We start from the raw sequence: 24221 nt of genomic DNA, 5'->3' as shown, positions 1-24221 counted from the left end.
TCGGAGTTAAGGCATGATGGCTTATAGGCAGCAGCTTCCAAGGAAGACATCGCTCGAACCAGTAAGATAAAACTAACAACAATATACGGATATGATTTGCATCTCGCGAGTCAAGTTGTTGTAATATTTAATACTTTTAATTTCACAAATCAGCTATTGTCTCAGGGCTGAATAATAAATAATTTTTATAATTGTAAGTAGTAACTTAGAATATTCTATATCTAAACTTTAAGAGTTAGATTGCCAAAGTTTTTAGTAGGGGTGTCAGGGTATAGGCGATAAAGGCGCATGGCTTTGTGCCCCTACCCTGAGTTAATTAAGTACTTCGCTGTTTACTTGGAATCAAGACTTGCTTGGAAATTTGGAGGCAGAATGACCTTGTCCACTACGTGAACGACACCGTTACTGGCTGGAATGTCTGCCTGAATGACCTTAGCATCTTTCACGGTGACTGTACTGGTGGTACTGTCAACCTTGATTGTCACAGGAGTCCCCTCAACAGTTTTGACTTGTCCAGATGTCAGTTGACTCGAAGTCACTTGTCCAAGTATAACATGGTAGCTTAAAAGCTTCACGAGTTGTTGTTTGTTTTCTGGGTTGAGAAGGTTGTTTAGTGTAGCTTTTGGTAAAGCCGCAAAAGCAGCGTCAGTAGGTGCAAAGACTGTGTAGGGTCCTGGTTCAGCCAGTCGTTCAGTAAAGCCTGCGGCTTGCACTGCCCGTGTTAGCGTTGTAAAAGACCCCTGAGCAGATGCAGACTGTGCTAGCTGTGCCAAATTTTGGCTGGCTGTTGGGGTCGTGGGAGTTTCCGCAATTGGAGGCACAGCTGGAGGAACATCTGCTACTGGAGTTTCGGTAGTTTGAGTTGTTGTATTCTCTGCACTAGGCTGACCACAAGCAGACAAAGCAATGAGACTACTTGCACAAATAACACCAAACAATGCTTTTCCCAAAATGCCTTTACTTGCTTTCATAGCTACATATTATGTATTGTTAATATCACTCTATAACTTTTAACAAAACTTAATAAAGTAACTGAGATAGTCCCTCAGTCCTAAGGAATAGATTGAGGCGGAATGGAGTGTCGCGGGATAGTTACCCAGTTTGCTATTAGCTAAAACAGGTCATACCAAATCTTTTTGAAAGCCTTATGAAAGCTTAAAGAGTCCGTTACTCAACAAATCTCCAACATCTCTCGCAAAAGCAAAGTACGGTTATCCGTAAGCATAGCCGTACTTAAATTGTGCGAAAAATTTACTAATTATGCCTAAATTGCATTAATTATGCACACCCACAAGATTTAGATATCTAAATCAGCTAAGTTGAGTTTAGAACCGTAGGTTTCAATGAATTCGCGACGGGGTGCTACGCGATCGCCCATCAAAATCGTGAAAATGCGATCAGCTTCGGCTGCATCCTCAATTTCCACTTGCTTGAAGGTACGAGTTCCTGGGTTCATTGTGGTTGTCCAGAGTTGTTCTGGCATCATTTCACCCAAACCTTTGAAGCGTTGGATGGTGTAGTTCGCGTTGTCGGGAAACTCAGCGAGGCGCTGTTGCAGTTCGCGCTCGCTATAGCAATAATAGTGATTGCGTCCACGCTCTACTTTAAACAGTGGTGGACAAGCAATGTAGATATGCCCCTGTTCAATCAGCGCCCTCTGATACCGATAGAAGAAAGTTAATAACAGAGTCCGGATGTGCGCTCCATCTACGTCAGCGTCAGTCATAATGACTATACGGTGATAGCGCAGTTGCGATGCGTCGAATTCCTCGCCCTTAACTCCTAAACCGAGTGCTGTAATTAGCGCCTGAATTTCAGTATTTTTATAGATTTTGGCGTCGTCAGTTTTCTCGATGTTCAGTATTTTACCGCGTAGGGGGAGAATTGCTTGGAATCGGCGATCGCGTCCTTGTTTGGCACTCCCGCCTGCCGAGTCCCCTTCCACGATGTAAATTTCCGACTCCTTAGGATCTCTAGTACTGCAATCTGCCAATTTTCCGGGTAATGGTGAAGATTCCAGCACCGATTTGCGACGCACTAATTCCCGCGCATGGCGTGCTGCTTCTGCGGCTTTGAAGGCTTGGATGGCTTTATCTAAAATCGAATCGGCGATACTAGGACGAAATTCCAGGTACTCGGTGAGAACTTCTCCCACAAAAGAATCGACAATTCCGCGGACTTCTGTGTTGCCTAGTTTGGTTTTGGTTTGCCCTTCAAATTCTGGATCTGGTACTTTAACGGAAATCACCCCTGTCAAACCTTCGCGGACGTGTTCGCCGCTGAGGTTGGGTTCATTATCTTTGATTTTGTTGCGCTTGCGGGCGACTGCATTCAAGGTGCGAGTTAAGACTGTCTTCAACCCTTCTAGGTGTGTGCCACCATCCACCGTGCGAATATTATTGGCAAAGCCTAGTAAATTGTCAGTATAAGCATCAGTACACCATTGCAATGCCACTTCCACGTTTACGTTGTTGCGTTCTCCTTGCACAAAGATAATCTCTTCATGCAATGCCTGCTTATCACTGTTCATGTAGGCAATGTATTCTCGAATACCACCTTTGTATTCGTAGGTTTCTACCTTGGGTGTATCACTTTTCAGTAATTCCAAACGGTGATCTGTAAAAGTAATTTTGACACCAGCATTCAGATATGCTAACTCCCGCAGGCGACTTGCTATAGTAGTGTAATCAAATTCAGTAACGGTCGTGAAGATTTGGGAGTCTGGTTTGAAGGTGACAGAAGTTCCGGTGCGGTTTTCTTTGTAAGGCTTTGCTATCAGTTCCGTAACGGGAACACCCCGTTCGTAACGCTGGATATGAACCTTTTTATCTCGCCAAACCGTAACTTCTATCCACTCCGACAGGGCATTCACTACAGAAACACCAACCCCGTGCAATCCTCCAGAAACTTTGTAGCCGCCGCTGCCAAATTTACCCCCGGCGTGCAGAACGGTTAACACAGTTTCCAATGCTGATTTTCCCGTTTGGGGGTGAATATCTGTAGGAATACCCCGACCATCATCTTGTACTGTACAAGAACCATCAGCGTTGAGATCCACCTCCACATGGGTGCAGTAACCCGCCAAAGCTTCATCTATCGAGTTGTCTACCACCTCGTAAACTAAATGGTGGAGTCCTCGCGGACCTGTGGAACCAATGTACATTCCCGGTCTTTTGCGAACGGGTTCCAGACCTTCCAGAACTTGAATCTGAGCGGCACTGTAACTGCTCGTCATGTAAAATCTCCTGTTAAGTGGGGGTGAAGTCGCCTAAAGGCGAAAAAATATTAAAACACTCCAAAATTCTAACACAAAAGCCTTGGTGGCGACTTTAGGGCAATCTGAAGAGAAGTTTATGATAGGGATGTACCCTTTTCGTCATTCGTCATTTGTCCTTCGTATAAGTACCAATGACTAATGATTAATGACTCATGACTCATGACTAAACTCATTGTGATTTGTGGCGCGACGGCGACAGGTAAATCGGGATTGGCGTTGGACTTGGCGATGCGACTCGGTTGTGTCATTCTCAGTGCAGATTCCCGTCAGGTTTATCGGGAGTTTGATATTGGTACAGCTAAACCTACAGAAACTGAACAAAAGTTAGTACCGCACTATCTTATAAATATCTGTGACCCAACGGATACTATGACAGTTGCAGATTATCAAGAGCAAGCACAGGCGTTAATTGCTTCTCCCCCAACAATTGGACAAGGAAAAGTAGCGGGAGTAGCGGGAGTAATTACTCTCTCATCTTCTCTAACTTCCCCCACTTCCCCACCTCTGCTAGTTGGTGGTACGGGTTTATACATACGCTCCATCACGCGGGGTATGAAGATTCCCAGGGTTGCACCGCACAAGGAATTGCGATCGCAATTGGAATCTTTTGACCAAAGGCAATTGTACGCTATATTGCTACAAGTTGACCCCATTGCAGCACAAAAGATTCATCCTAACGACCCAGTGCGGACTTTAAGAGCATTGGAAGTATTTTATGTCACTGGTCGCCCAATTTCCGAGCAGCAGGGAGAGAACCCCCCAGATTATCCCATTTTGCAAATTGGTTTAGACTGTGACTCTGCTCACCTTACCCACCGCATTACACAGCGCACTGAGAAGATGATTGCAGATGGTTTAGTCGCAGAGGTGGAGTATCTTTGCCAGAAATATGGTGCTGATTTACCTTTGCTAAATACTTTGGGTTATCAAGAAATCAAGCAATATTTGGCAGGGGATATTTCTTTAAATGAAGCTAAAGAATTAACTGTGTTGCACACAAAGCAATTTGCTAAACGCCAACGCACTTGGTTTAAAGCATATCCGCAAATTGAATGGTTTGATATTGAGAGTCCAGATTTATTAGAAAAAATTTGCCAGCGTGTGCAAGGATTTCTGGAATCTTAACTGACACTTGAGAGCGTTATTTCTAGGTTAGTTGATCACGGGTAGAAAGGAGCTTGGGCGTTTATGTACAACCGTGACAGAGCAGTAGTTAAGCAGGGAGGTTGTGCGAAAATTTATTTACTGGTCATGCCCTCAATCTCGCCCCGTGAAAAAAATTCTGATTCTCACAGCCAATCCAAAAGACACGGATAATTTACGCCTAAATGAAGAGGTACGAGAAATTCAAACAGGCTTAGAAAGGGCACGTAAACGAGACCAGTTTGAAATTATCTCACGGTGGGCGGTGCGCTCTGATGATTTGCGGCGGGCATTGTTGGACTATGAACCGCAGATTGTACATTTTTCTGGACATGGGGCAGGTGCTCAAGGATTAGTTTTGGAAGACAGCGCGGGAAAGATGCAATTAGTCAGCGCTCCATCTTTGGCGCGGTTGTTCAAGCTTTTCCAAAACAAAGTTGAGTGTGTGTTGCTGAATGCCTGTTATAGCGAGGTACAAGCAGAAGCAATTTGTCAACATATTAACTATGTGATTGGCATGAATCAGGCAATTGGCGATCGCGCTGCAATTAAGTTTGCCATTGGCTTTTACGATGGGCTAGGTGCAGGACGATCGCTAGAAGATGCCTTTGAATTGGGTTGTATTGCAATCGACTTAGAAAGTATTCCAGAGTCCGCAACACCTGTACTTAAGAAACGGTCATCATCTTTCCTCCAAGCTTCTGAGCAAGTGCTGACAAAGCCGCAAAGTCGCATTTTTATCAGCTACAAACGCAACGCAGAACCTGATGAAACAGTAGCGTTGCAAGTATTTCAGGCACTCAGTCAGCAGCATGAAGTGTTCATTGATCGGGCAATGCTGGTAGGTACTCCTTGGGCACAAAGGATTGAAGCTGAATTGCGTCGGGCAGATTTTTTGATTGTTTTTCTCTCAGAACGAGCTGTTCACAGCGAGATGGTGGAAGCCGAGATTGCCACGGCATACCGTTTGGCAAAAGAACAGGGAGGACATCCTGCGATTTTGCCAGTGCGTCTGAACTATCAAGAACCGTTTCAGTATCCACTAAGTGCTTATCTCAATAGCATCAACTGGGCATTGTGGCAGGGAGATGAAGACACACCCGATTTGATTGAAGAGTTAAAACTGGCGATTGCGGGTGGTACTCTTTCCATCACTACAGAACAGTCCAAAACCGACTTGCTGCAAATTTCCCCACAACCATCTTTACCGCGTCCATCTCCCTCTGCTCAACCAGTGCTTCTAGAGATGCCAGAAGGGACAATGGACTCAGAGTCTCAATTTTATATTGAGCGACCTCAGGATGCGATCGCGATCGCGACAATTCAGCGACAAGGAGTCACTTTGACGATAAAGGGTCCGCGTCAAATGGGCAAAAGTTCGCTGTTGATCCGGGTGATTGATGCTGCGCTGAAAGTTGGAAAACGGGTGGCGTTTTTGGATTTTCAATTATTTGACCATGAAGCCATCACCAATGCAGAGATTTTTTATCAGCAGTTTTGTACGGATTTAACCGAACAGCTGGGAATGCCCAATCGAGTGGCAGAATTCTGGAGAGAAGGCGGGGGTAACAATCAGCGTTGTAACCGCTATATGCAATCCTATCTGCTCAAGGAACTCGGTGGTTGCCTGGTTCTGGCAATGGATGAGGTGGATCGGATTTTTGATGCTGATTTTCGCTCTGACTTTTTTAGTATGTTACGCAGTTGGCACAATAACCGTGCTTTACCCACTATGCGTATCTGGAAAAAGTTTGACCTGGCGTTGGTGACTGCTACTGAACCCTATCATCTGATTGCCAACCTGAATCAATCGCCCTTTAATGTGGGTGAAGTTCTCCTCCTTGAGGACTTTACACCAGAACAAGTTGCTGACCTCAATCAAAGGCATGGTTCTCCGCTAACGCGGTTGCAAGCAAGCCAACTGATGGCGTTATACCATTTCACGAAAAGCCTGATACAAATAAAGCATCAAGAATAAAATCCCAACCTGTAATAGAAGCAACGATTGATGTGTTTAATTGTTCCAATCGCTTCCAAATAAATTCTCTTAATTCATCTAAAGTTGAGAAGCTTTCCCAAGTTAAATGCCTTTTAACCTCCTCCCACAATCTTTCAATTGGATTAACTTGAGGTGTATGCGGAGGCTGAAATAACAAAACTATATTTTCTGGTAGTTTGAGATGCTGACTAAAATGAAACGCTCCATTATCTAACTGAAGAATATGTATATCTTGAGAATAAGTCTCTGAGAATTTTTCTAAAAAAATATTGAAACAAGCTGTATTTAAATGAGAGAATTCCCAAATAAAATGCTCTCCAGTTAATGGTTCTACTAATCCATATAAATAAAAATTATCCCGCTTCCATTGCATAATGCCGATGGGCTTGACTCCTTTTGTCGTAATTAATCTCCCAGGTTCAGTCTTCAACCCCACACGGCTTTCGTCTCCACACCAATATCTAATTTTTTTTTGTTTATCGACTGGTGCTATGATGTGTTTTTTAATTACTTCTAGGTATTGTGGCAGTTTTTTTTAAATTCCAATTCTGCTTCACTATCGTATTTGACACCTACGGCTCGCGGTACTTTTAGCTTCGCTTTCATTTGATAGCGCACTGTGTCGTGTACTACTTTATATGATGCTTCTATCCCTTCCACTGCTTTTAACCAAGTTCGTATTTCTTCATAACTTTTAAATCCCTGTGGCTGTTGAAGTTCTCTGTCTAGCTGCTCTCTTGCTTGTAAGTTAATCATTGGCGGTCTTCCTGGACTCTTTTTCGTTGACAATAAACCTTTTATTCCTGATTCGGTATAGTCCTTCAACCATCTTTGTACCGTTACCCTTGCTCTCCCTAGCACCACCGCTACATCCTGTATTGTTTTTACATGACCTATTTTCAGCAAATACAACGCTTGAATCCGTTCACGACTTGATACTATTTTTTGTTTTCTCAGCAGTTCCTGTAATTCTTCTGCTGACTCATATATTTCTACTTTGGTGACTCCAGCCATCTTTGCTCGTTGATATTTATTCCTTCTTTATCTGTATCATAGTTTTAGTGAATTGGTATTACTGCATGGTCATCCTTATTTGGTGAGGCGGGCACTATATCTGGTTGCTAGCCAGCAGATTCAAGCAGAAGCGTTATTTGCTCAAGCAATAGGCGATCGCGGTCCCTTTGGCGATCACCTGCGCTATCACCTATTCCGCATTTACGAAAAAAAAGACCTAGTGCAGGGATTTCTGCAAGTCATTCACAACAACACCTGTCCAGATGAGCGGATTGCCCGATTACTGAGTGCAGCAGGTTTAGTCCGGCGTGAAGGTCAGATAATTGTGCCACGCTGTCAACTTTATGCTGACTATTTCCGGGAGCACCTGCATGGCTGAACCAACCATTTACACCGTTGGCGGTACTGTTCAAGCAAATGAACGGGGGTTGTATATCCCCCGGCAGGCAGATGAAGAATTACTGACACTGTGTCGTGATGCCACTTTTGCCTACGTCCTCACTCCCCGTCAATTGGGAAAATCCAGCCTGATGATCCGGACGGCAGAACAGTTGATTGAGGAAGGCATTCAATGTGTGATTATTGATATCAGCGGTGTATTGGGTGTCAACTTAACTGCTGAACAATGGTACAAAGGGTTGCTTGATGAGATAGCTAATCAACTGATACTGGATACGAATGTGAACCAGTGGTGGCAGGAGCATACCGATTTGGGCGTTTCCCAGCGGCTAACTCTGTTTTTTCAGAATGTGTTGCTGGTTGAAGTGGCAGCACCCATAGTGATTTTTATTGATGAAATTGATACTACCCTGAGCCTAGATTTCACTGATGATTTTTACGCGGTGATTCGTTACTTTCACGTTGCCCGTGCTACAAGTCCCGAATTCCGCCGCCTTTCCTTTGTTTTGATTGGTGTTGCTACACCAGGTGATTTAATCCGCGATCCAAAGCGTACCCCCTTCAATATTGGACACCGGGTAGATTTGACAGATTTTACCTTTGAAGAAGCACAGCCCTTAGCAGTAGGATTAGGATTATCTACAGAGATTGCCCAGCAGGTATTGCGATGGGTTTTGAAGTGGACAGGAGGACACCCGTATTTAACTCAGCGTCTTTGTCGCATTCTTGCTGATCACACTCAAGCAGATTGGTCTGAAGCCGAGGTTGATCGCGTTGTGGGTAGTACCTTCTTTAGCACAGCCAGCGAGCAGGACAATAACTTGCAATTTGTGCGGGATATGCTGACCAAGCGTGCCCCCGATATTACCAGTGTTCTCAGTGTATATCAACAAGTATGGGGCGATCGCCATCCTGTTGTTGATGAGGAGCAGTCGCTGGTTAAATCTCACCTCAAGCTTTCCGGCGTAGTCAAGCGCGAAGGCAAAATCCTGAAAATTCGCAATGCCATTTACCGAGAAGTCTTTAATAATACCTGGATTAGAAGTCATTTACCTGTCAACTGGGCAAAGCGACTACAACGTGTGGCTGTGATTTTGATTGGATTAATTTTATTTTCTTCAGTGCCCTTGGCAGCATTTGGTTGGTGGAAAGCACAAGAAGCAGAACAACAAAGAGCGATCGCTGAACAGAATGCCAAAGAAGCTGAAGCAGCCAAAAAAACAGCGGAAGACGCTCAACAAGCGGAAGCAAAACAACGTCAAATTGCTGAACAATTGAAGGGTAAAGCAGAAACTGCCAGAAGCCTTGCCGAAAAACGCCGACAACAGGCAGAAATAGCCCAAAAGGCTGAAGCACAACAACGCCAAATTGCAGTGAATGCCAGAAGCCTTGCCGAAAAACGCCGACAACAGGCAGAAATAGCCCAAAAGGCTGAAGCACAACAACGCCAAATTGCAGTGAATGCTCAAAAAATTGCTGAACAACGCCGACAACAGGCAGAGACAGCTCAAAAGGCTGAAGCACAACAACGCCAAATCGCGGAAGGACAACGGGAAGAAGCAAACAAAGCAAAATTAGTTCAAACCCTGGCAGGACAAGCTTTAGCATTCCGTGATGTATTTCCGCAACGCAGTCTTTTATTTGCAGTTGAATCGCTTAACAGAGGAAAGAATATTTTGCGGCGTACAGAAGCGGGGGCGCTGTTGCGTCGGCTGCTAGGTGAAATTGGCGGGACTCCGTTGCTTGGACATGAAAAACCAGTCGTTACTGTTGCCTTTAGCCCAAAAGGCAATTGGTTAGCGACAGGGGGAAAAGATGGAACAGTACGGCTTTGGGATAAGCTTAATCCTGATAAACCCGCCGTTATTCTACAGGGAAATACAGGTGAGGTAAAGGCTGTTGCTATTAGCCCTAATGGCAAATGGTTAGCAGCGATCGCGAATGACACCCGCATTCTCCTCTGGGATATCAGTACACCACACTTCAACACTGCACCTAAAATTCTCCGAGGACATACCAAGCCAATTAATGCTCTTTCTTTTAGTCCTAACAGCAAGTGGCTAGCAACAGCCGGTCAAGATGCCATTGTTGGGCTATGGGACATGACAACTCAAACCCCTGGCTCCCAAATGATGCCATTGAGAGGATATAAATCACAGGTTCTACAAGTCGTTTTCAGTCGTTCTGGGCGATGGTTAGCTACAGGTGAAGTAAATAGCATTGATGTTGGATTATGGAATATGGAAGCAATTAACTCCTCTGCCACACCCGTAATCCTCAAGGCTAGAGAATATACTGAAAATAATATTCGGGGACTGACTTTCAGCCCTGACGAAAAACGTTTGGCCGCTGCTATATCCTACTCTGTTCAAGCTTGGGATTTAACAGCCCAAAATTTGGTTGCCACCCAATCTATCATTTTAGGTGCACATTCTCAGTGGATTTCCTCCATCGCCTTTAGTCCTGATAGTCGCTGGGTGGCCACAGGTAGCACAGACTCAAAAGTGAAACTGTGGGATATGCAAAGCTTGAACCACCCACAAACTAAATCCTCTACCTGTCAGACCGATGCTGCAAATTATTTTGTCTGTCGCGTTGTTTTGCAGGGACACACAGCTAGAGTTGATGCAGTTAAATTCAGTCCTAATGGGAAATGGCTAGCTAGTGCCAGTCAAGATGGCACAGCTAAATTATGGAATATTACTGATCTATCAGCTCCGCCAGTCGCTCTTCAGGGACATGAAGGGTGGATCAATGCAATGACTTTCGATGCAACGGGACAATGGATAGCAACTGCTAGCGAAGATACTCAAGCTCGATTGTGGAAAGTTCCCAACGTTTTGAATGATCCAATTATTTTCACTGGTATCAAAGATTGGGTAAGGGCAGATGCAATTAGCCCTGATCATAAGTGGATAGCAAGTGCTGACGACGACCACATCATCCGACTGTGGAACACCACCGATCTGCAGCGTCCGCCCATCTTGCTAGTCAAACACAAAGATCACATAAGGAGTCTAGAATTTACTGTCAATGGAAAATGGTTAGTTTCCGCAAGCGATGATCGTACAGTTCGATTGTGGGATATGACTTCTAACCAGCCAAATCTCAATTCACGAGTTTTACGAGGACACACTGAATGGATTCAGAGGATAGCAATTAGCCCAGACAGTCATTGGCTGGCGACAGGTAGTTGGGATACCACAATACGTCTCTGGGATTTAACAGCATCTGACCCAAGTGCTAATCCACGAATTTTGCGAGGACATCGAGCTGCAATTAGAAGTCTAACATTCAGCCGTGATGGCAAACGCCTAGTCAGTGGTAGTGGTGATAATCTCCACAGTGTAAACGATGTGTTTGCCCTGGTATGGGATATGACGGCTGCTGATCCATCGGCTCACCCCATAAGAATTATGGGACACCAGGATATTATTCAAGATGTTGATATCAGTCCTGATAATCGTTGGGTAGCGACAGCAGGTTGGGATGGTACAGCCAGATTGTGGGATTTGACATCAAGCAATCCCTCAGCAAATGCAAAGATTATGACATTTGATCCAGTTGGCCGTGTTGTTCAAATTGCCTTCAGTCCGGATGGTCACTGGTTAGCGGCTGGTTCTTGGAATTATCAAGTTAAGTTACAGGACATGAATAATCTTGCCAAAGAACCGGATTTGCTGGCAGGACATCGAGGGCGTGTTTTTGGTCTAGAATTCAGCCCCGATAGCCAATGGCTAGCAACCTCTAGTGAAGACCATACCGTTCGCCTGTGGAATCCCACGGACATCACCGCCGCACCAATTGTATTACGCGGACATGATGCTGCTGTCGGTCCTTTAGCCTTTAGCCCTGATAGTCGCTGGCTCCTCAGCGGTAGTTCTGATGCACGTCTCTGGCGAGTGCATTTCAGTAATGACGACTTAATCAAGATCGCTTGTCGCACAGCAGGTCGCAACCTGAGACCACAAGAGTGGCAACAAGCTTTCGACAATCAACCTTATCGTAAAACCTGCCCAGACTAACCTTCCAGCCAGGCAAATTCTTCCCGTGTGTCAACAGCCAATACCTTTAGGAGGAACGCGCTGAACGACTAGCTGCCAGATTGCGAGAAATGGGAGTAGACCCAGATAAAATATAAATTATTAGCACCTACTGTAGCTGCATCTTTTAGGGAGTCGGCAAAGTAGATTTCTCCCTGGGACAAAACCACCTATGCTCACCCAAGAAAAACAACAACGCAACTGGAAACCCATCATCAAACAATTTGAGGCTGTGGTTGGCAAAAATGGCGTGGTGCAACGCCGCGAAGAACTCATTACATACGAGTGCGATGGACTCACCAGCTATCGCCAACGTCCGGCTGTGGTGGTGCTACCAAGAACGACAGAACAAGTCGCACAGGTGGTGAAGATATGCGATCGCCACTCTGTCCCCTTCATTGCACGCGGTTCTGGTACGGGTTTATCTGGTGGGGCGTTGCCAGTTGAGGATTGTGTGTTGATTGTCACTTCATTGATGCGGCAAATACTTAAGGTGGATTTGGAAAATCAGCAAGTTGTCGTTCAGCCGGGAGTGATTAACAGCTGGGTGACTCAAACGGTGAGTGGTGCTGGTTTTTACTACGCTCCCGACCCCTCCAGCCAAATTATTTGCTCAATTGGGGGTAACGTTGCCGAAAACTCTGGTGGTGTACATTGTTTGAAGTACGGTGTCACCACCAACCACGTTTTGGGGTTGAAACTCGTCCTTCCTGATGGTTCAATTGTAGACGTGGGCGGACAAATTCCTGAGATGCCTGGTTATGACTTAACAGGTCTGTTTGTAGGTTCTGAAGGAACACTGGGAATTGCCACAGAAATTACTCTGCGAATCCTCAAAAGTGCTGAATCGATTTGTGTACTTTTGGCTGACTTTACCAGCATTGAAGCGGCCGGTGCAAGTGTTTCGGATATCATCAGCGCGGGAATTATTCCTGGTGGTATGGAAATTATGGATAACCTCAGCATCAATGCTGTTGAAGATGTTGTGGCAACGAATTGTTACCCCCGTGATGCTACCGCTATCTTATTAGTAGAAATTGATGGTTTGGCAGTAGAAGTTGCGGAAAATAAACAGCGCATTGCTGAAATTTGTAAAAATAATGGTGCGCGGAATATTACTATAGCAAGTGACCCAGAACAGCGCTTGAAATTGTGGAAAGGAAGGAAAGCAGCTTTCGCGGCAGCAGGACATTTAAGTCCAGATTATTATGTACAAGATGGTGTCATTCCCCGTACTCAGTTACCGTACGTACTAGGAGAAATTGAAGCATTAAGTCAAAAATATGGTTATCGTATTGCTAACGTATTTCATGCTGGCGATGGCAATCTTCACCCACTGATTCTGTATGATAATTCCATTCCTGGTGAATTAGAAAAGGTGGAAGAAGTAGGGGGAAAAATTCTTAAGCTTTGTGTCCAAGTTGGTGGTAGCATTTCTGGAGAACATGGCATAGGTGCAGAAAAAAGGTGCTATATGCCGGAAATGTTCACCGCTGCTGACTTAGAAACTATGCAATGGGTGCGGCAAGCACTTAATCCTAAAGGTTTGGCGAATCCCGGTAAGATTTTCCCTACACCCCGTACTTGTGGTGAAGCAGCAAAAGCTCTGGGTGAGATTGCCAAAAAGTTTGAGGAAGTGGAAAGATTTTAGCAAAGCGCAAAGTTCCAAAGATGCAAAGAGACTTTTGACTTTTTTGCGTCGCCAGTCGCCTCTGTCGGGAAACCCTCCTGCAACGCTGCCTCGTCTTTGCTCGAAATCATTAAAAATGATGTCAAAAAATTTATCGATAAGTTAAAAGAAGGCTTCTACATTGTGTCGATAGGCGATCAAGGCGTGGCTGCCCTGTTCCTCTTTCAATGCCGAGAAAATAGCATCAGATGTTTCTAATGAAACAATGGTCTTGATTTCAATATTGGTGTTGTAACCTGCCATGTCTCCCAAGCGTCTTCCATGCCCACCCTCACCCTGCACTTGATTAATGGTGTAGCCGGTGACATTATGGCTTTTCAGCAGCTTGACAATACGGTCTTTCAGCACTGTTTCACCAATGATGGTAATGAGGACAGCGGGTTCGACGGGACTAGCTGAGTTTGACATCGAGAACTCCACAGAATAGGTTTTGGCTTTTAAAGCTTAAGTTTTCGTCCGCAGGTCAATCGCTTTACCAAGAATCTGGCTTAACTTGGATTGCTTTAGAAAAGCCGCGAAGCTGTGTAAACGATAGTTAGTTGCAAAAATATTACAGAAGTTTTAAGGATTTCTGAAATTACTTAACATTATGTTACGATTATTTCCTGAGTATCTATGCTTAGTCAAGTAGTAAGTGAGTATTTTTGCTTGGCTCAACCATAAGTGCAGCTTAACTCTGCCCAGTTTTCTGTTCCACTGCTATTAGCGTTATCAGCATCGATTGCTCATTTCACCCCTACAATGCACAGTAGGGAGTGAATGAATTAGCTTAAACAGATAGATGACATAGGTGGAAAACGTCTATCTGGATATGACAACGCAATTATCAAACTCAATAAGCCGAAAGGATTCGGATTTGCAGCGTAATACAGCGTTGTAATGCAACTGCAAGATACAAGTCACACGGGAGTAAGACAAGTGGATATTCAAGTTGCTACCAAGTATTACATTGCCAACAAGCCAGTACAGCATAAAGCTTTAGGTTTAATGCTGATCGTCGATTTGTATCCATCCAGACTTGATACTGTGGGCGTGAAACTTCCTAACGGTGTAGTGATGAATTGCGAACTGAAGTTTCTGGATGAACCAGATAAAACAGCTAAAAAGCTTTAGGCTTTGGAGGAATCTGCTGTAGATAATCTTGAGTTTTCTTGTGTTTTAGTTTGTAGAATTCAAGCTGATTAAGTATATAATTTGCATTTTCTATGCGAACAATTGCGGAAATCAATGACAAAATCAGCCGCAAACAAGCGGTAGTATTGACCGCTGAGGAATTAAAAGCAAGAGTTGCAGAAGTCGGTGTTACCAAAGTTGCCAAGGAAGTTGATGTCATCACCACCGGCACTTTTGAGCCGATGGAATCTAGCGGTGCAATTATTAATTTAGGACATACTGACCCGCCAATAAAAATTCGCCGTTGCTGGTTAGATGGCGTACCGACATACTCTGGTTTTGGAGCAGTAGATTTGTACTTAGGCGCGAGTTGTGCGGTGGAAGTGATGGACGGGGAAGAAGTCCGGGAACGTGGTGGCGGTCATGTTATTGAAGATTTGATAGCTGGTAAACCCGTACACGTACGAGCGCAAGGACAAGTCACAGATTGTTATCCCAGAGCCACTTTTGAAACGACGATTACCCGTGAAACCATCAATCAGTTTTATTTATTCAATCCACGTAATCTTTACCAAAATTTTATTATTGGCGTGAATGGGGGAGAGCGTTTACTAAACACATACCTTGGTCCTTTACAACCGCGTTTAGGCAATGCCGTTTACTCTAACCCTGGTGCTATCTCCCCCATGCTCAATGACCCAGACCTGCAACTGATTGGTATTGGTACGCGAATTTTCTTAGGAGGCGGTGTTGGTTATGTCGCTTGGGAAGGCACCCAGCACTTCCCCTTACAAAAGCGCTTACCCAATCGTACACCTATTGGTCCAGCTGCAACTTTGGCTTTAATTGGTGATGCTAAGCAAATGGATGCTCGTTGGGTGCGTGGGTGTTACTTCAAAAGTTACGGTCCTTCTTTAATGTTAGGAGTGGGCGTACCACTCCCTGTGTTGAACGAAGAAGTCGTCGCAAGATGTGCAGTTCAAGATAAAGACTTGGTAGCCCCGATAGTAGACTTTTCCATTCCCCGGCGCGTCCGTCCTACCTTTGGTTTAGTCAGTTACACCCAACTCAAATCCGGACGCATCAGCATTGAAGGCAGGACTGTGCGCGTTGCACCCCTTGCAAGTCTGTTTCTCTCTCGGCAAGTTGCCGCAGAGTTGAAACAATGGATTTCATCAGGTGATTTTACCCTAACAGAGCCTGTAGCGCCAATTTCCATGGAGCGGTCTTTTCTTCCCCAAGACCGCTGGACGGAGTTTTAAGAACAGAGCACACGAGGTTGGGAAGGCAGGAGATCTGGTGAGGCATTTTTCTCCCCCTGTTCCACGGCAGTTGCTCCACTTGGGGAGACCCCAAAACCCACTGCCTCCCCTGCTCTCCCTACTTACTGTTCAGGTGGCTTTGGGCGCTTGACGGGCTTAGGAATGGGTTTTGTAGAGACAGGTCGTGGCGCCGCAGAAGAGTCGGCGGTTTTCCGAATTGGGCGCGGAGCTTCCCCAGTGCGTTGTCTTGGGGGAAAAGGTTTCCTTGCGCTTGGACGACGACCGCCCCCTCCTCCTGGTCTTCTTTGTGGAGGTCTGCGCTTTCTGGGCAAATCAGCGATCGCCTCACCACTTTCTATAACCAATTCGTCAGCTTCGCGCGTAACTTGTAAGTCCCAAAACTTACCGACTGCTCTGGCTTCAAGCTTACCTTTAATTTTCAGCTTGAAATATTTTGGTTTGTCATCTTGTTTACGAGCAGCCTGCTTAATTTTGATCACTAAGTTTCCAGCCTCAAAAGACTGATAAACTACCTCGCCCCGAACAGAAAAACCACCATCTGGTAGTTGTGATGAGGGTAGGAGGGGACTGGATGAATCATTGGCGGGTGTTGGCACTTGTGAAGCTGAATCTTGGTCATCATCGGCTGTTTGATGTTTAGCCAAGTTTTCTGGCTCCCAGACTCCTACAATCTGGATGTGCAATTTGTCGTTTTCTTGTCGAGTACGCGGATAAACGACCCACAAATGTTCTTTTTCCAAGTCCAAATGATTTTTCACTAAACTCATTATCCGACCCAGAAGGACGGCGTCGATTTGCGCGCCATCTGTGGTCAGCATTGTACCTTGAGTGAATTGTTCGCTGCTGGCAACGTAGCGACCTCGCACTAAACCAATTGCTCGGTACTGCATTGGTTCGCTAGGAGGTGGAATCGGTTGCAGCCGATTTGCTAAATTCTCATCATTGGCAGTCTCACTTGAGATATCAGGTGAGTTTTCTTCTTGAGAGGTTGGGGAAGCTGCATTGACATTTGCAGCTGCGTTGTTGCTGTTTAAAGCCTCTTTCGAGGTAGTTGAGTTGGACGATTCAGGCGACGGCATCAGGTCGGAATTCATAAAAACTCCTTGCGGCGGAGACATATCCCATTGTGGGATTTTACAAAGGCAACTGAAAAGAGCGTTTGTGCGGCGCTTGTAAGTATATTTCCTTTCAAGACAGCCACGTGTTAACGCTCTGTATGATACTCAAGACACGACGGCAATCGCACCCTAGTCACCTCAACGGGGGGAACCCCCCGCACGGTCAGCCAGGGAAGGCTGGAGGGTTTCCCACGCCCGCTGCAACTGGCATAGGCGCAGCCTCTGGGGAGGAGATACCCATAGGGTTTCCTTCCGTAAGGAACTGGTGAACTTAAAGGGCGCTGCCTCAAATTTTGCATACACTCACTAAATGTGTAATTTAGCGCCTTTACACTAGTTTCGGAAGCATAGCATAGCTACAATTCAGACGGTTCCTCCTAAAGTCAAAACTTGTATAGACTGCGTAAATGGCTTTTTGTTATAAAATTCACAAACAATTCACGGCATTCCGCAAACTTTTTGAAATATTTAACTTTCGTGTTTTCTGTAAAGATAATGTCATTAGAGTTTAAGGACGGTTTTGTGTCTCAACCTCGCAAACGCTGGATAGTCAATGTGGTTTTGGTGCTAGCAGTTCTTGCTTTTGTTGGAGTGTCAATAGTGCCGATAATTGCGGCGTTTAATCAAACCCAAAGCTCGACCCAGAAATCTATCAACGCAACAAGTGGTTCGGCTTCCTCGGATCAAAGATCAAAGCTGGAAGATGCTGCACGGGGTTATGAACAGGTTTTGCAGCGGGAAAGCGAAAACCAAACGGCGCTACGAGGCTTGCTTGAGACTCGGCTACAGTTACTTAGCTTAGGTGTAGGTGATATAAAGGCTGTCATTGAACCTTTAGAAAAGTTAGCCAAGCTCAATCCAGAACAAACAAGATACGCAGTGCTACTGGCTCAAGCCAAGCAGCAAATTGGCGACAAGGAAGGAGCTGCCCAAGCTTACCGTTCTGTTCTGGAAAATAAACCAGGCGACCTTGAGGCTTTACAAGGAATGGTGGCTCTCCTGCTCACTCAAAAACGCCCCGAAGCAGCTGTTGGCTTGCTACAAGATACTCTCAATACTGCAAGTCAGGCAAATAAAATTCAGGCTGGAAGTGTGGATGTTGTCGCTGTACAGGTGCTGTTAGGCAACGTACACGCTTCCCAAAAACGCTATGCTCAAGCTCTTGCTGCCTATGACCAGGCAATGAAGAATGATCAACAGGATTTTCGTCCCCTCCTCGCAAAGGCGATGCTCCTGAAAGAACAGGGCAAAACAGAGGAGGCAAAAATTTTGTTTACCAAAGCGGCGTCTTTAGCACCAACTCAGTATAGAGACGAAATCAATAAGCGGGCAAATGAATCTCCTGCTCCCTCTCCAACACCGACAATCCAAAGCACCCCCAAACAATGAGGGGGAAGATTCTTGTAGAGACGCTTTCATGAGAACGCGTCTCTACAACTCCTAACTCCCTTCTATCGCCGCTACCACTCCAAACACAAGAAACAAAAATCCACCAATAAAGGTGAGTTTGCGCTCAGAAATTCGCCCAACCAGCATTCTTCCACCAATAACAGCAATAGCAGCACAAATGGCGTGTCCCAAAATTGCACCCGTTGTCACTCCAATCGCGTTATTTCCTGCGGCTAGGGCAATTGTGGCAATTTGCGTGCGATCGCCCCACTCTGCCATAAATGTCAGTACAAAGGCTTCTGTTAAAATTGCTAGGGAATTTTTCTTTTTTGGCAGTTGCATATCTGCTTGTTTTACAGCTGCCTCTGCCTCTTCTACAACTTGTGTATCACAACTCGAAGCAGGCATTCGACTTGCATTGTAAATCAGCTTAATACCAAAGCCAATAAATAAAGCTATCTCCCCAACATGAATATAAACTTTTGGAAGTATAGAAACTGCTTGTCCCACGACAACAGAAAGTATTGTCATTGCAGCTAAAGCCGCTATCACTCCTGTGAAGACTAGCCGCCGTGAGTGATGCATCGCCAAAATCACCGCGATGAAAAAGGTTTTATCGCCTAGCTCCGAAACCGTAATGAGTAATAAACCCGCAGTAAAAGCTGTTAACACTCTCTCAAGCTCCTTTCAGGATTTTCCGCCTACGTGAGCTTGATGCGAGCAATGAGACTCCACCAAGCTCACATTTTTTCATGTGAACTCAGTGAAGGTCTCACTTCCAAGAAGCTAATTGCTTACCTGCCACCTGAACCAGGCTCATCGCCAGTATGTTGATTCAGGTATACTGGCTGTTATCTTTTGCCAGTAGCTACTCCCCTTCTTCTTTTGAGTAATTATACATCTGTCTGAGGTTGGAGTAAAGTTTTTAGGTGAATTCACAATTCTGAGTCCTGAGTTCTTCAGACTAATACTTCCGCTCTTGTGGTTGAAACATGGTAATCGTCACTGGGCGATATTGGATATCAATCCCTGCGGGCGAATAATAAGCCATTGTGTGCTTTAGGAAGTTAACATCATCCCGTTGGGTAAAATCTTCTCGGAAGTGAGCGCCACGACTTTCCTGACGATTTAATGCCGATTCTAGAATCATACGCCCTACCACCATCAAACTCCGCATTTCAAATGCTTCTAAGATTTCCGTATTCCAGCAACTGCCCTTATCATCTAAGTAGATCTGCGAATATTGCTGTTGTAATTCTTGTATTTTATTCAGACCTTCACGCATAAGTGCTTCTGTGCGGAACACGCCACAATACTGCGTCATATCATCTTGAAAGGCTTGGCGGATTTGGTTGATGCGGTACTTCCCGGGCTGTTCTAGCAAAGCTTGAATTTGTTGCTGGGCTTCGGTGATGTAGCGTTGCTCGTCCACAGTCGGCAGCTTGCGTTTTTGCACAAATTGTGCAATGTATGCTCCAGTTCTGCGTCCATAAACCACACATTCCAACAAGGAATTACTGCCAAGCCGATTTGCACCATGTACAGAAACACAAGCAGTTTCCCCAGCGGCAAAGAAGCCATCAACCAGACCATCACCACTACTGCGGACTTGACCATCGGTATTGACAGGAATGCCGCCCATGCAATAGTGAATGGTGGGGCGGACTGGCATGGGTTGAGTTACTGCGTCAACGCCCACTAGACGATGTGCTTCTTCCCAGCAGAAGGGGACGCGACTCATGATTTTTTCTTTACCCATATGTCGCAGGTCGAGATAGACAAACGGACCCCCCGCACTGCCATCAGGATGAACACCGCGACCTGCGCGAATTTCGTAGGCGATCGCTCGTGAGGTAATATCACGCGGGGCAAGTTCCATGCGACTAGGAGCATACCTTGCCATAAAGCGTTCTCCCTCACTGTTGATCAAATACGCTCCTTCTCCGCGCACTGCTTCTGAAATCAGCACCCCTACCGGATATAATCCTGTGGGATGGAATTGCACAAATTCCATGTCTTCTAAGGGCAAGCCAGCGAGAGCCGTCATTGCCAGACCATCACCAGTGGAAGCATAATCATTAGACGTGGTATTGTAAACCCGACCATAGCCACCAGTCGCAAACATCACCGCCTTAGCGCGCACCACTTCAATATGCCCATCTTGGATGCGGTACATCACAACACCTTTCGCCTGACCTTCTTCCAAAATCAGGCGCATCACGTACCACTCCTCATAAACTTGCACACCATATCGGCGTAGATTGTTGACTAGTTCATGCAAAATTGCGTGACCAGTCTTATCAGCGGCATAGCAAGTGCGATTGTGAGAATGTCCGCCAAAAGCACGTTGAGCAATGCGACCATCGCTTAAGCGGGAAAACAAAACGCCCATGTGTTCTAGGTCAATCACCACGTCTGGTGCTTCACGGGTGAGAATTTCCACTGCATCTTGGTCTGCTAGATAGTCGGAACCCTTCACAGTGTCAAAAGCGTGGGCTTCCCAACTGTCAGTAGAATCAACATTTTTTAAAGACGCAGCCATACCACCTTGTGCTGCGACCGAGTGGGAACGAATCGGGTGGGTTTTAGCAACCACTGCCACATTCACACTGGGGTTCGTGCGGGCAATTTCCACTGCGGCGCGACACCCAGCCAACCCACCCCCGACAATAATTACATCATGTTCAAGCATAATTAGCCCCGACTGTAAAACAAGCTATAGATGTTCTATTGTAAAAAGGCGCTACATGGCGTGTGTAAAAAAAATTCCCCGCCAACAGACAGGGATGTTTTATGAATTGTGGATTTTGGAGTAGGGAGTGAGGATTGTTAATTGTTAGTTATGGTTTATTCTTGACCAAAAACTATTAACTACTAATTAAGAACCAGTCCTCAATCTAAAATCCATTCAGCTAGTTGCTTGTACTGGTTGTTGCTGAGAAACATTACCAGGTATTGGCTCCATCTTCGTCCCTGGTTCTACAGGAGCCATCTCAATGTGATTTAGCAAGGTAGTTACGAAGGCAAAAAGCAAGAAAGGCAACGATAGTAGAACAACGAGAGCGACAGTCGCTAAAGCATAAACCGGTCGTCTAGCACCCATGAGCGCCAAAGCTGACGCCAAACTTACCGTAATAGTAATCAACCAAACAATGATTTGACCGTAAATATCCCCGAAGGTAAGGGTACAGACAAACCGATACTTTTGAATGTTATTCGTCATAATTTGCCTCTAGCATCTCCTTTGGTTCTACCTTAGAACCATGTTTGAGTTTCAGACAATTTCTAAATATTTTTGAAACAATTGTAATATCACTTCACAATTGACTGACCTTTTTTCTCTCTCAATATGGTAATTTTACCTATGACTTATGAACTATTCAACAGATATATATAATAGAATAAAGGGCAATCAAATGAATACTATTAAGGGAACGTTCATAAAACCTTAATAATGAATTAAGGGAGTTATCTAAAGTTGCCAGAAGTGGAGTTGCACCTTACACAAAGTCGCTGAATAGGATGAAAATTCTCTAATTGTCAGTTTTGCGATCGCTAGATTATAGCTGTTCCATTTTCATTCGCAAATCAAAATCATCACTCATCAAAATTGTTTCTAAGTTAGCGATTCTTGATGAAATTCTCTTGTTATATTTAAGACCTTAGTTTATATATTGAAAACATTCTCTAACGTTGGATAACTTTTATGAGATCTGCCCGGGTGGGCTAGTACTTCATCGCATTAATTATGATGGTTGTATAAGTTCGTAGTAAGGACTTTAGTCCTAGACTCCGAGAGCGCTCTTGTGCTCACTACGAATCCCTCAAAACTAATGAGACAGACTACTAGGAACAGCTTCTACATCTGCACCACAAATGATATCGACTGCGTAGGCAAATGGTTTGCCTCTATAACCAACGTCAACCCAAATTAACTTTAAGCCTTGCGCGTCAAAAACTTCTTCAACTAATGCGATTGCACGCAGCACACTCCGCGAACGCAAATCATGCCGCAGACATACGCGAACGGGCAATCGCTGTTTCTCGAATAGATGTGCTTTAAGTTTACTTTGTAAATCAACGGTTGTGTTGCAAAAAATGATAATGTTCTAATAAATATACTTAATACAGCCGTTTGCGGATGAGTGAGGTACAAAACTTCGGTCTCAAAGCCAGATAGAACGCCTGTTTTACTTCTGTGCCTCCTAGGTCGGAACTGCGTTAACGCGCAGCTTGCCCAGAGGGCATATTCTGACGACTGACACCTACACCTTTATTCTGCTATATCTACCAACAGATTTTTACAACATAACAGCAAGCTCCTGGGTGCAATCCGTAAGTTCCAGCACATACCTTGGGAGAATAAAATGAATCTTGACAAATCGAATCATCAAACGGTTATAGTATGCAACCATTGTGGCTATGATATAAATCCTGCCACGGCTAGACGCTGTGTGAAGTGCGGTAAACCCCTCAATGTTTCTCAGATACGAAACAGCAACAAGCTTGCCAACCCTGAGCCTAAAACTTTGACAGATTGGCTGTTGACACCTTGGATAATTCGACTTCTTTCTGGTCTGGTGTTTCTGGTTATTAGTTGGTTAATCTACTGTTTATTCGTAACTGTTAGCAGTGTAAACAAGTCCGAGGATATCGGAGTTTACAATTCCAGTGACAGCAGTCAGAACACCTCCTCTGATATCAAACTCTACGATTCTATAAAAGAGGTGCCGGACGTGCCGGAAGGGACATTTAACTACGGCGGTGGTACCAGCTTTGCAGCTTTGAGTGCTGCTGGCTTAAACGATGCCATCGCCGCAGCTCAACCCAATTTTCGCCTCCGCTACATTGAACCGAAAGACGGTAAACCAGGTGGCAAAAAGGGTGTAGCTATGCTGCTTGATGGTCAACTGAGCTTTACTCTGTACGCATCATCTCTCAAGGATGCTGATTATAACAAGGCTCAACAACGGGGCTTTGCGCTAAAGCAAGTGCCAGTCGCTTTAGATGGGCTTGTCTTCTTTACCCATCCAGATGTCTCCATTCCAGGACTTTCAGTTGATCAACTTCAAGACATATATAGAGGTAAACTCACCAACTGGAAGCAGGTGGGAGGACCAAATCTGCAGATTATACCTTTCTCCAGAGACCCTAAGGCTTCCGGTATATTGAATGAGCTTCTCGGGCAAGAAGATGGACAAATAAGTTCCAGGGTGAACTTCATCCGTGATTATACTGAAGGTATTCGTAAGGTTGCCTCTACTCCTGGGGGGATTTCCTTTGGAGGAACTGGACTAATTGTTGGTCAAGGAACAATCCGCCCCGTTGCTATTGCTAAAGCTAACTCCCAACAATATATGCAACCTCTCATAGATAATGGCAAGCAGATTAATGCTGCCGCGATGCGGGATGGCACTTACCCCCTCACCCGGCGTATGTTTATTGGGTTTCGCCAGGACGGCACAATCGATCAACTAGCTGGGGACGCCTTCGTCAATATGTTACTTTCCAAAGAAGGTCAGCAGATTGTCGAAAAGGCTGGACTGGTTCCCATGCGCTGAGAACATGAATTATTGTTAAAGAATTCAACAAAAAAACGCTCCTGAGGAAATGGTAAGGTCAATGAGATATCACCATTTCCTCTAGAGCATGAGTTAATACCATTTCACGAAAAGCCTGATACAAATAAAGCATCAAGAATAAAATCCCAACCTGTAATAGAAGCAACGATTGATGTGTTTAATTGTTCCAAT

The 24221-nt window shown here is 45.0% G+C and carries 19 protein-coding genes; 9 read left to right on the top strand and 10 right to left on the bottom strand.

Annotated features, from left to right (window positions below; translation table 11 throughout):
- Positions 1 to 332: 332 nt before the first annotated feature.
- Together MAS10914_RS0115140 and gyrB are read right to left on the bottom strand one after the other, a co-directional pair.
- Entirely contained in the window at positions 333 to 971 is a 639-nt protein-coding gene (locus MAS10914_RS0115140) for a fasciclin domain-containing protein (protein ID WP_017316787.1), read from the bottom strand.
- Positions 972 to 1297: 326 nt separating this feature from the next.
- Positions 1298 to 3235 carry a DNA topoisomerase (ATP-hydrolyzing) subunit B gene (gene gyrB, locus MAS10914_RS0115135; protein WP_017316786.1) on the bottom strand — a complete coding sequence of 646 codons (1938 nt, stop codon included), beginning with the start codon at positions 3233 to 3235 and terminating at the stop codon, positions 1298 to 1300.
- 201 nt (positions 3236 to 3436) lie between these two features.
- On the opposite strand from gyrB, the gene miaA reads away from it, so the two are divergent.
- Both miaA and MAS10914_RS0115125 read left to right on the top strand, forming a co-directional pair.
- Positions 3437 to 4402 carry a tRNA (adenosine(37)-N6)-dimethylallyltransferase MiaA gene (gene miaA / locus MAS10914_RS0115130; protein WP_017316785.1) on the top strand — a complete coding sequence of 322 codons (966 nt, stop codon included), beginning with the start codon at positions 3437 to 3439 and terminating at the stop codon, positions 4400 to 4402.
- Between the two features lie 103 nt (positions 4403 to 4505).
- Positions 4506 to 6398, top strand: coding sequence for an AAA-like domain-containing protein (locus MAS10914_RS0115125; RefSeq protein WP_017316784.1), 1893 nt, complete (start codon positions 4506 to 4508; stop codon positions 6396 to 6398).
- Here the strand turns inward: MAS10914_RS0115125 and MAS10914_RS0115120 are convergent.
- Together MAS10914_RS0115120 and MAS10914_RS0115115 are read right to left on the bottom strand one after the other, a co-directional pair.
- A complete protein-coding gene (locus tag MAS10914_RS0115120; protein WP_033364721.1) occupies positions 6361 to 6885 on the bottom strand; it encodes an IS630 family transposase in 525 nt (174 codons plus the stop codon). The two genes, MAS10914_RS0115125 and MAS10914_RS0115120, sit on opposite strands and share 38 nt — an antisense overlap.
- 47 nt (positions 6886 to 6932) lie before the next feature.
- Positions 6933 to 7433, bottom strand: coding sequence for a helix-turn-helix domain-containing protein (locus MAS10914_RS0115115; protein WP_017314015.1), 501 nt, complete (start codon positions 7431 to 7433; stop codon positions 6933 to 6935).
- Positions 7434 to 7485: 52 nt separating this feature from the next.
- On the opposite strand from MAS10914_RS0115115, the gene MAS10914_RS0115110 reads away from it, so the two are divergent.
- The 3 genes from MAS10914_RS0115110 to glcD all read left to right on the top strand — a co-directional run bounded on the left by MAS10914_RS0115110 (position 7486) and on the right by glcD (position 13526).
- The gene (locus tag MAS10914_RS0115110) at positions 7486 to 7812 is read left to right on the top strand and encodes an AAA-like domain-containing protein (RefSeq protein ID WP_017316783.1); all 327 of its coding nucleotides are present in this window, start codon (positions 7486 to 7488) and stop codon (positions 7810 to 7812) included.
- Positions 7805 to 11857, top strand: a complete 4053-nt coding sequence (locus tag MAS10914_RS30235) for an AAA-like domain-containing protein (RefSeq protein WP_017316782.1) — start codon at positions 7805 to 7807, stop codon at positions 11855 to 11857. The genes MAS10914_RS0115110 and MAS10914_RS30235 overlap by 8 nt, the downstream gene beginning before the upstream one ends.
- 190 nt (positions 11858 to 12047) lie before the next feature.
- The gene (glcD, locus tag MAS10914_RS0115100; RefSeq protein WP_017316781.1) at positions 12048 to 13526 is read left to right on the top strand and encodes a glycolate oxidase subunit GlcD; all 1479 of its coding nucleotides are present in this window, start codon (positions 12048 to 12050) and stop codon (positions 13524 to 13526) included.
- Positions 13527 to 13667: 141 nt separating this feature from the next.
- Here glcD and MAS10914_RS0115095 read toward each other — a convergent pair whose 3' ends face one another.
- Positions 13668 to 13973: a P-II family nitrogen regulator gene (locus tag MAS10914_RS0115095; protein ID WP_017316780.1), complete on the bottom strand. Its 306-nt coding sequence runs from the start codon at positions 13971 to 13973 to the stop codon at positions 13668 to 13670.
- A gap of 510 nt (positions 13974 to 14483) precedes the next feature.
- Here MAS10914_RS0115095 and MAS10914_RS0115090 point away from each other — a divergent pair.
- Both MAS10914_RS0115090 and MAS10914_RS0115085 read left to right on the top strand, forming a co-directional pair.
- Positions 14484 to 14678 carry a hypothetical protein gene (locus tag MAS10914_RS0115090; RefSeq protein ID WP_156818163.1) on the top strand — a complete coding sequence of 65 codons (195 nt, stop codon included), beginning with the start codon at positions 14484 to 14486 and terminating at the stop codon, positions 14676 to 14678.
- A 92-nt stretch (positions 14679 to 14770) separates the two neighbouring features.
- Positions 14771 to 15940: a homocysteine biosynthesis protein gene (locus MAS10914_RS0115085; RefSeq protein WP_017316778.1), complete on the top strand. Its 1170-nt coding sequence runs from the start codon at positions 14771 to 14773 to the stop codon at positions 15938 to 15940.
- A gap of 122 nt (positions 15941 to 16062) precedes the next feature.
- Here the strand turns inward: MAS10914_RS0115085 and MAS10914_RS0115080 are convergent, their stop codons facing one another.
- A complete protein-coding gene (locus tag MAS10914_RS0115080) occupies positions 16063 to 17055 on the bottom strand; it encodes a hypothetical protein (protein ID WP_017316777.1) in 993 nt (330 codons plus the stop codon).
- 546 nt (positions 17056 to 17601) lie between these two features.
- On the opposite strand from MAS10914_RS0115080, the gene MAS10914_RS0115075 reads away from it, so the two are divergent.
- Positions 17602 to 18468 (top strand): tetratricopeptide repeat protein, encoded by an 867-nt coding sequence (locus MAS10914_RS0115075; protein WP_026082566.1) that lies wholly within the window; start codon positions 17602 to 17604, stop codon positions 18466 to 18468.
- A 51-nt stretch (positions 18469 to 18519) separates the two neighbouring features.
- Here MAS10914_RS0115075 and MAS10914_RS0115070 read toward each other — a convergent pair whose 3' ends face one another.
- The 4 genes from MAS10914_RS0115070 to MAS10914_RS0115055 form a co-directional block, all read right to left on the bottom strand.
- Entirely contained in the window at positions 18520 to 19140 is a 621-nt protein-coding gene (locus MAS10914_RS0115070; RefSeq protein WP_017316775.1) for a TMEM165/GDT1 family protein, read from the bottom strand.
- 292 nt (positions 19141 to 19432) lie between these two features.
- Positions 19433 to 21160: a succinate dehydrogenase/fumarate reductase flavoprotein subunit gene (locus MAS10914_RS0115065; RefSeq protein WP_017316774.1), complete on the bottom strand. Its 1728-nt coding sequence runs from the start codon at positions 21158 to 21160 to the stop codon at positions 19433 to 19435.
- 216 nt (positions 21161 to 21376) lie between these two features.
- A complete protein-coding gene (locus MAS10914_RS0115060; RefSeq protein WP_017316773.1) occupies positions 21377 to 21691 on the bottom strand; it encodes a hypothetical protein in 315 nt (104 codons plus the stop codon).
- Positions 21692 to 22298: 607 nt separating this feature from the next.
- Positions 22299 to 22502 carry a hypothetical protein gene (locus MAS10914_RS0115055; RefSeq protein WP_017316772.1) on the bottom strand — a complete coding sequence of 68 codons (204 nt, stop codon included), beginning with the start codon at positions 22500 to 22502 and terminating at the stop codon, positions 22299 to 22301.
- A gap of 333 nt (positions 22503 to 22835) precedes the next feature.
- Here MAS10914_RS0115055 and MAS10914_RS0115050 point away from each other — a divergent pair, with 333 nt between their 5' ends.
- Positions 22836 to 24029: a substrate-binding domain-containing protein gene (locus MAS10914_RS0115050; protein ID WP_017316771.1), complete on the top strand. Its 1194-nt coding sequence runs from the start codon at positions 22836 to 22838 to the stop codon at positions 24027 to 24029.
- Positions 24030 to 24221: the final 192 nt, after the last annotated feature.

It is taken from the genome of Mastigocladopsis repens PCC 10914 (assembly GCF_000315565.1).
Taxonomy (GTDB): Bacteria; Cyanobacteriota; Cyanobacteriia; order Cyanobacteriales; family Nostocaceae; genus Mastigocladopsis; species Mastigocladopsis repens.
This window is presented reverse-complemented; position numbering and strand designations above follow the sequence as displayed.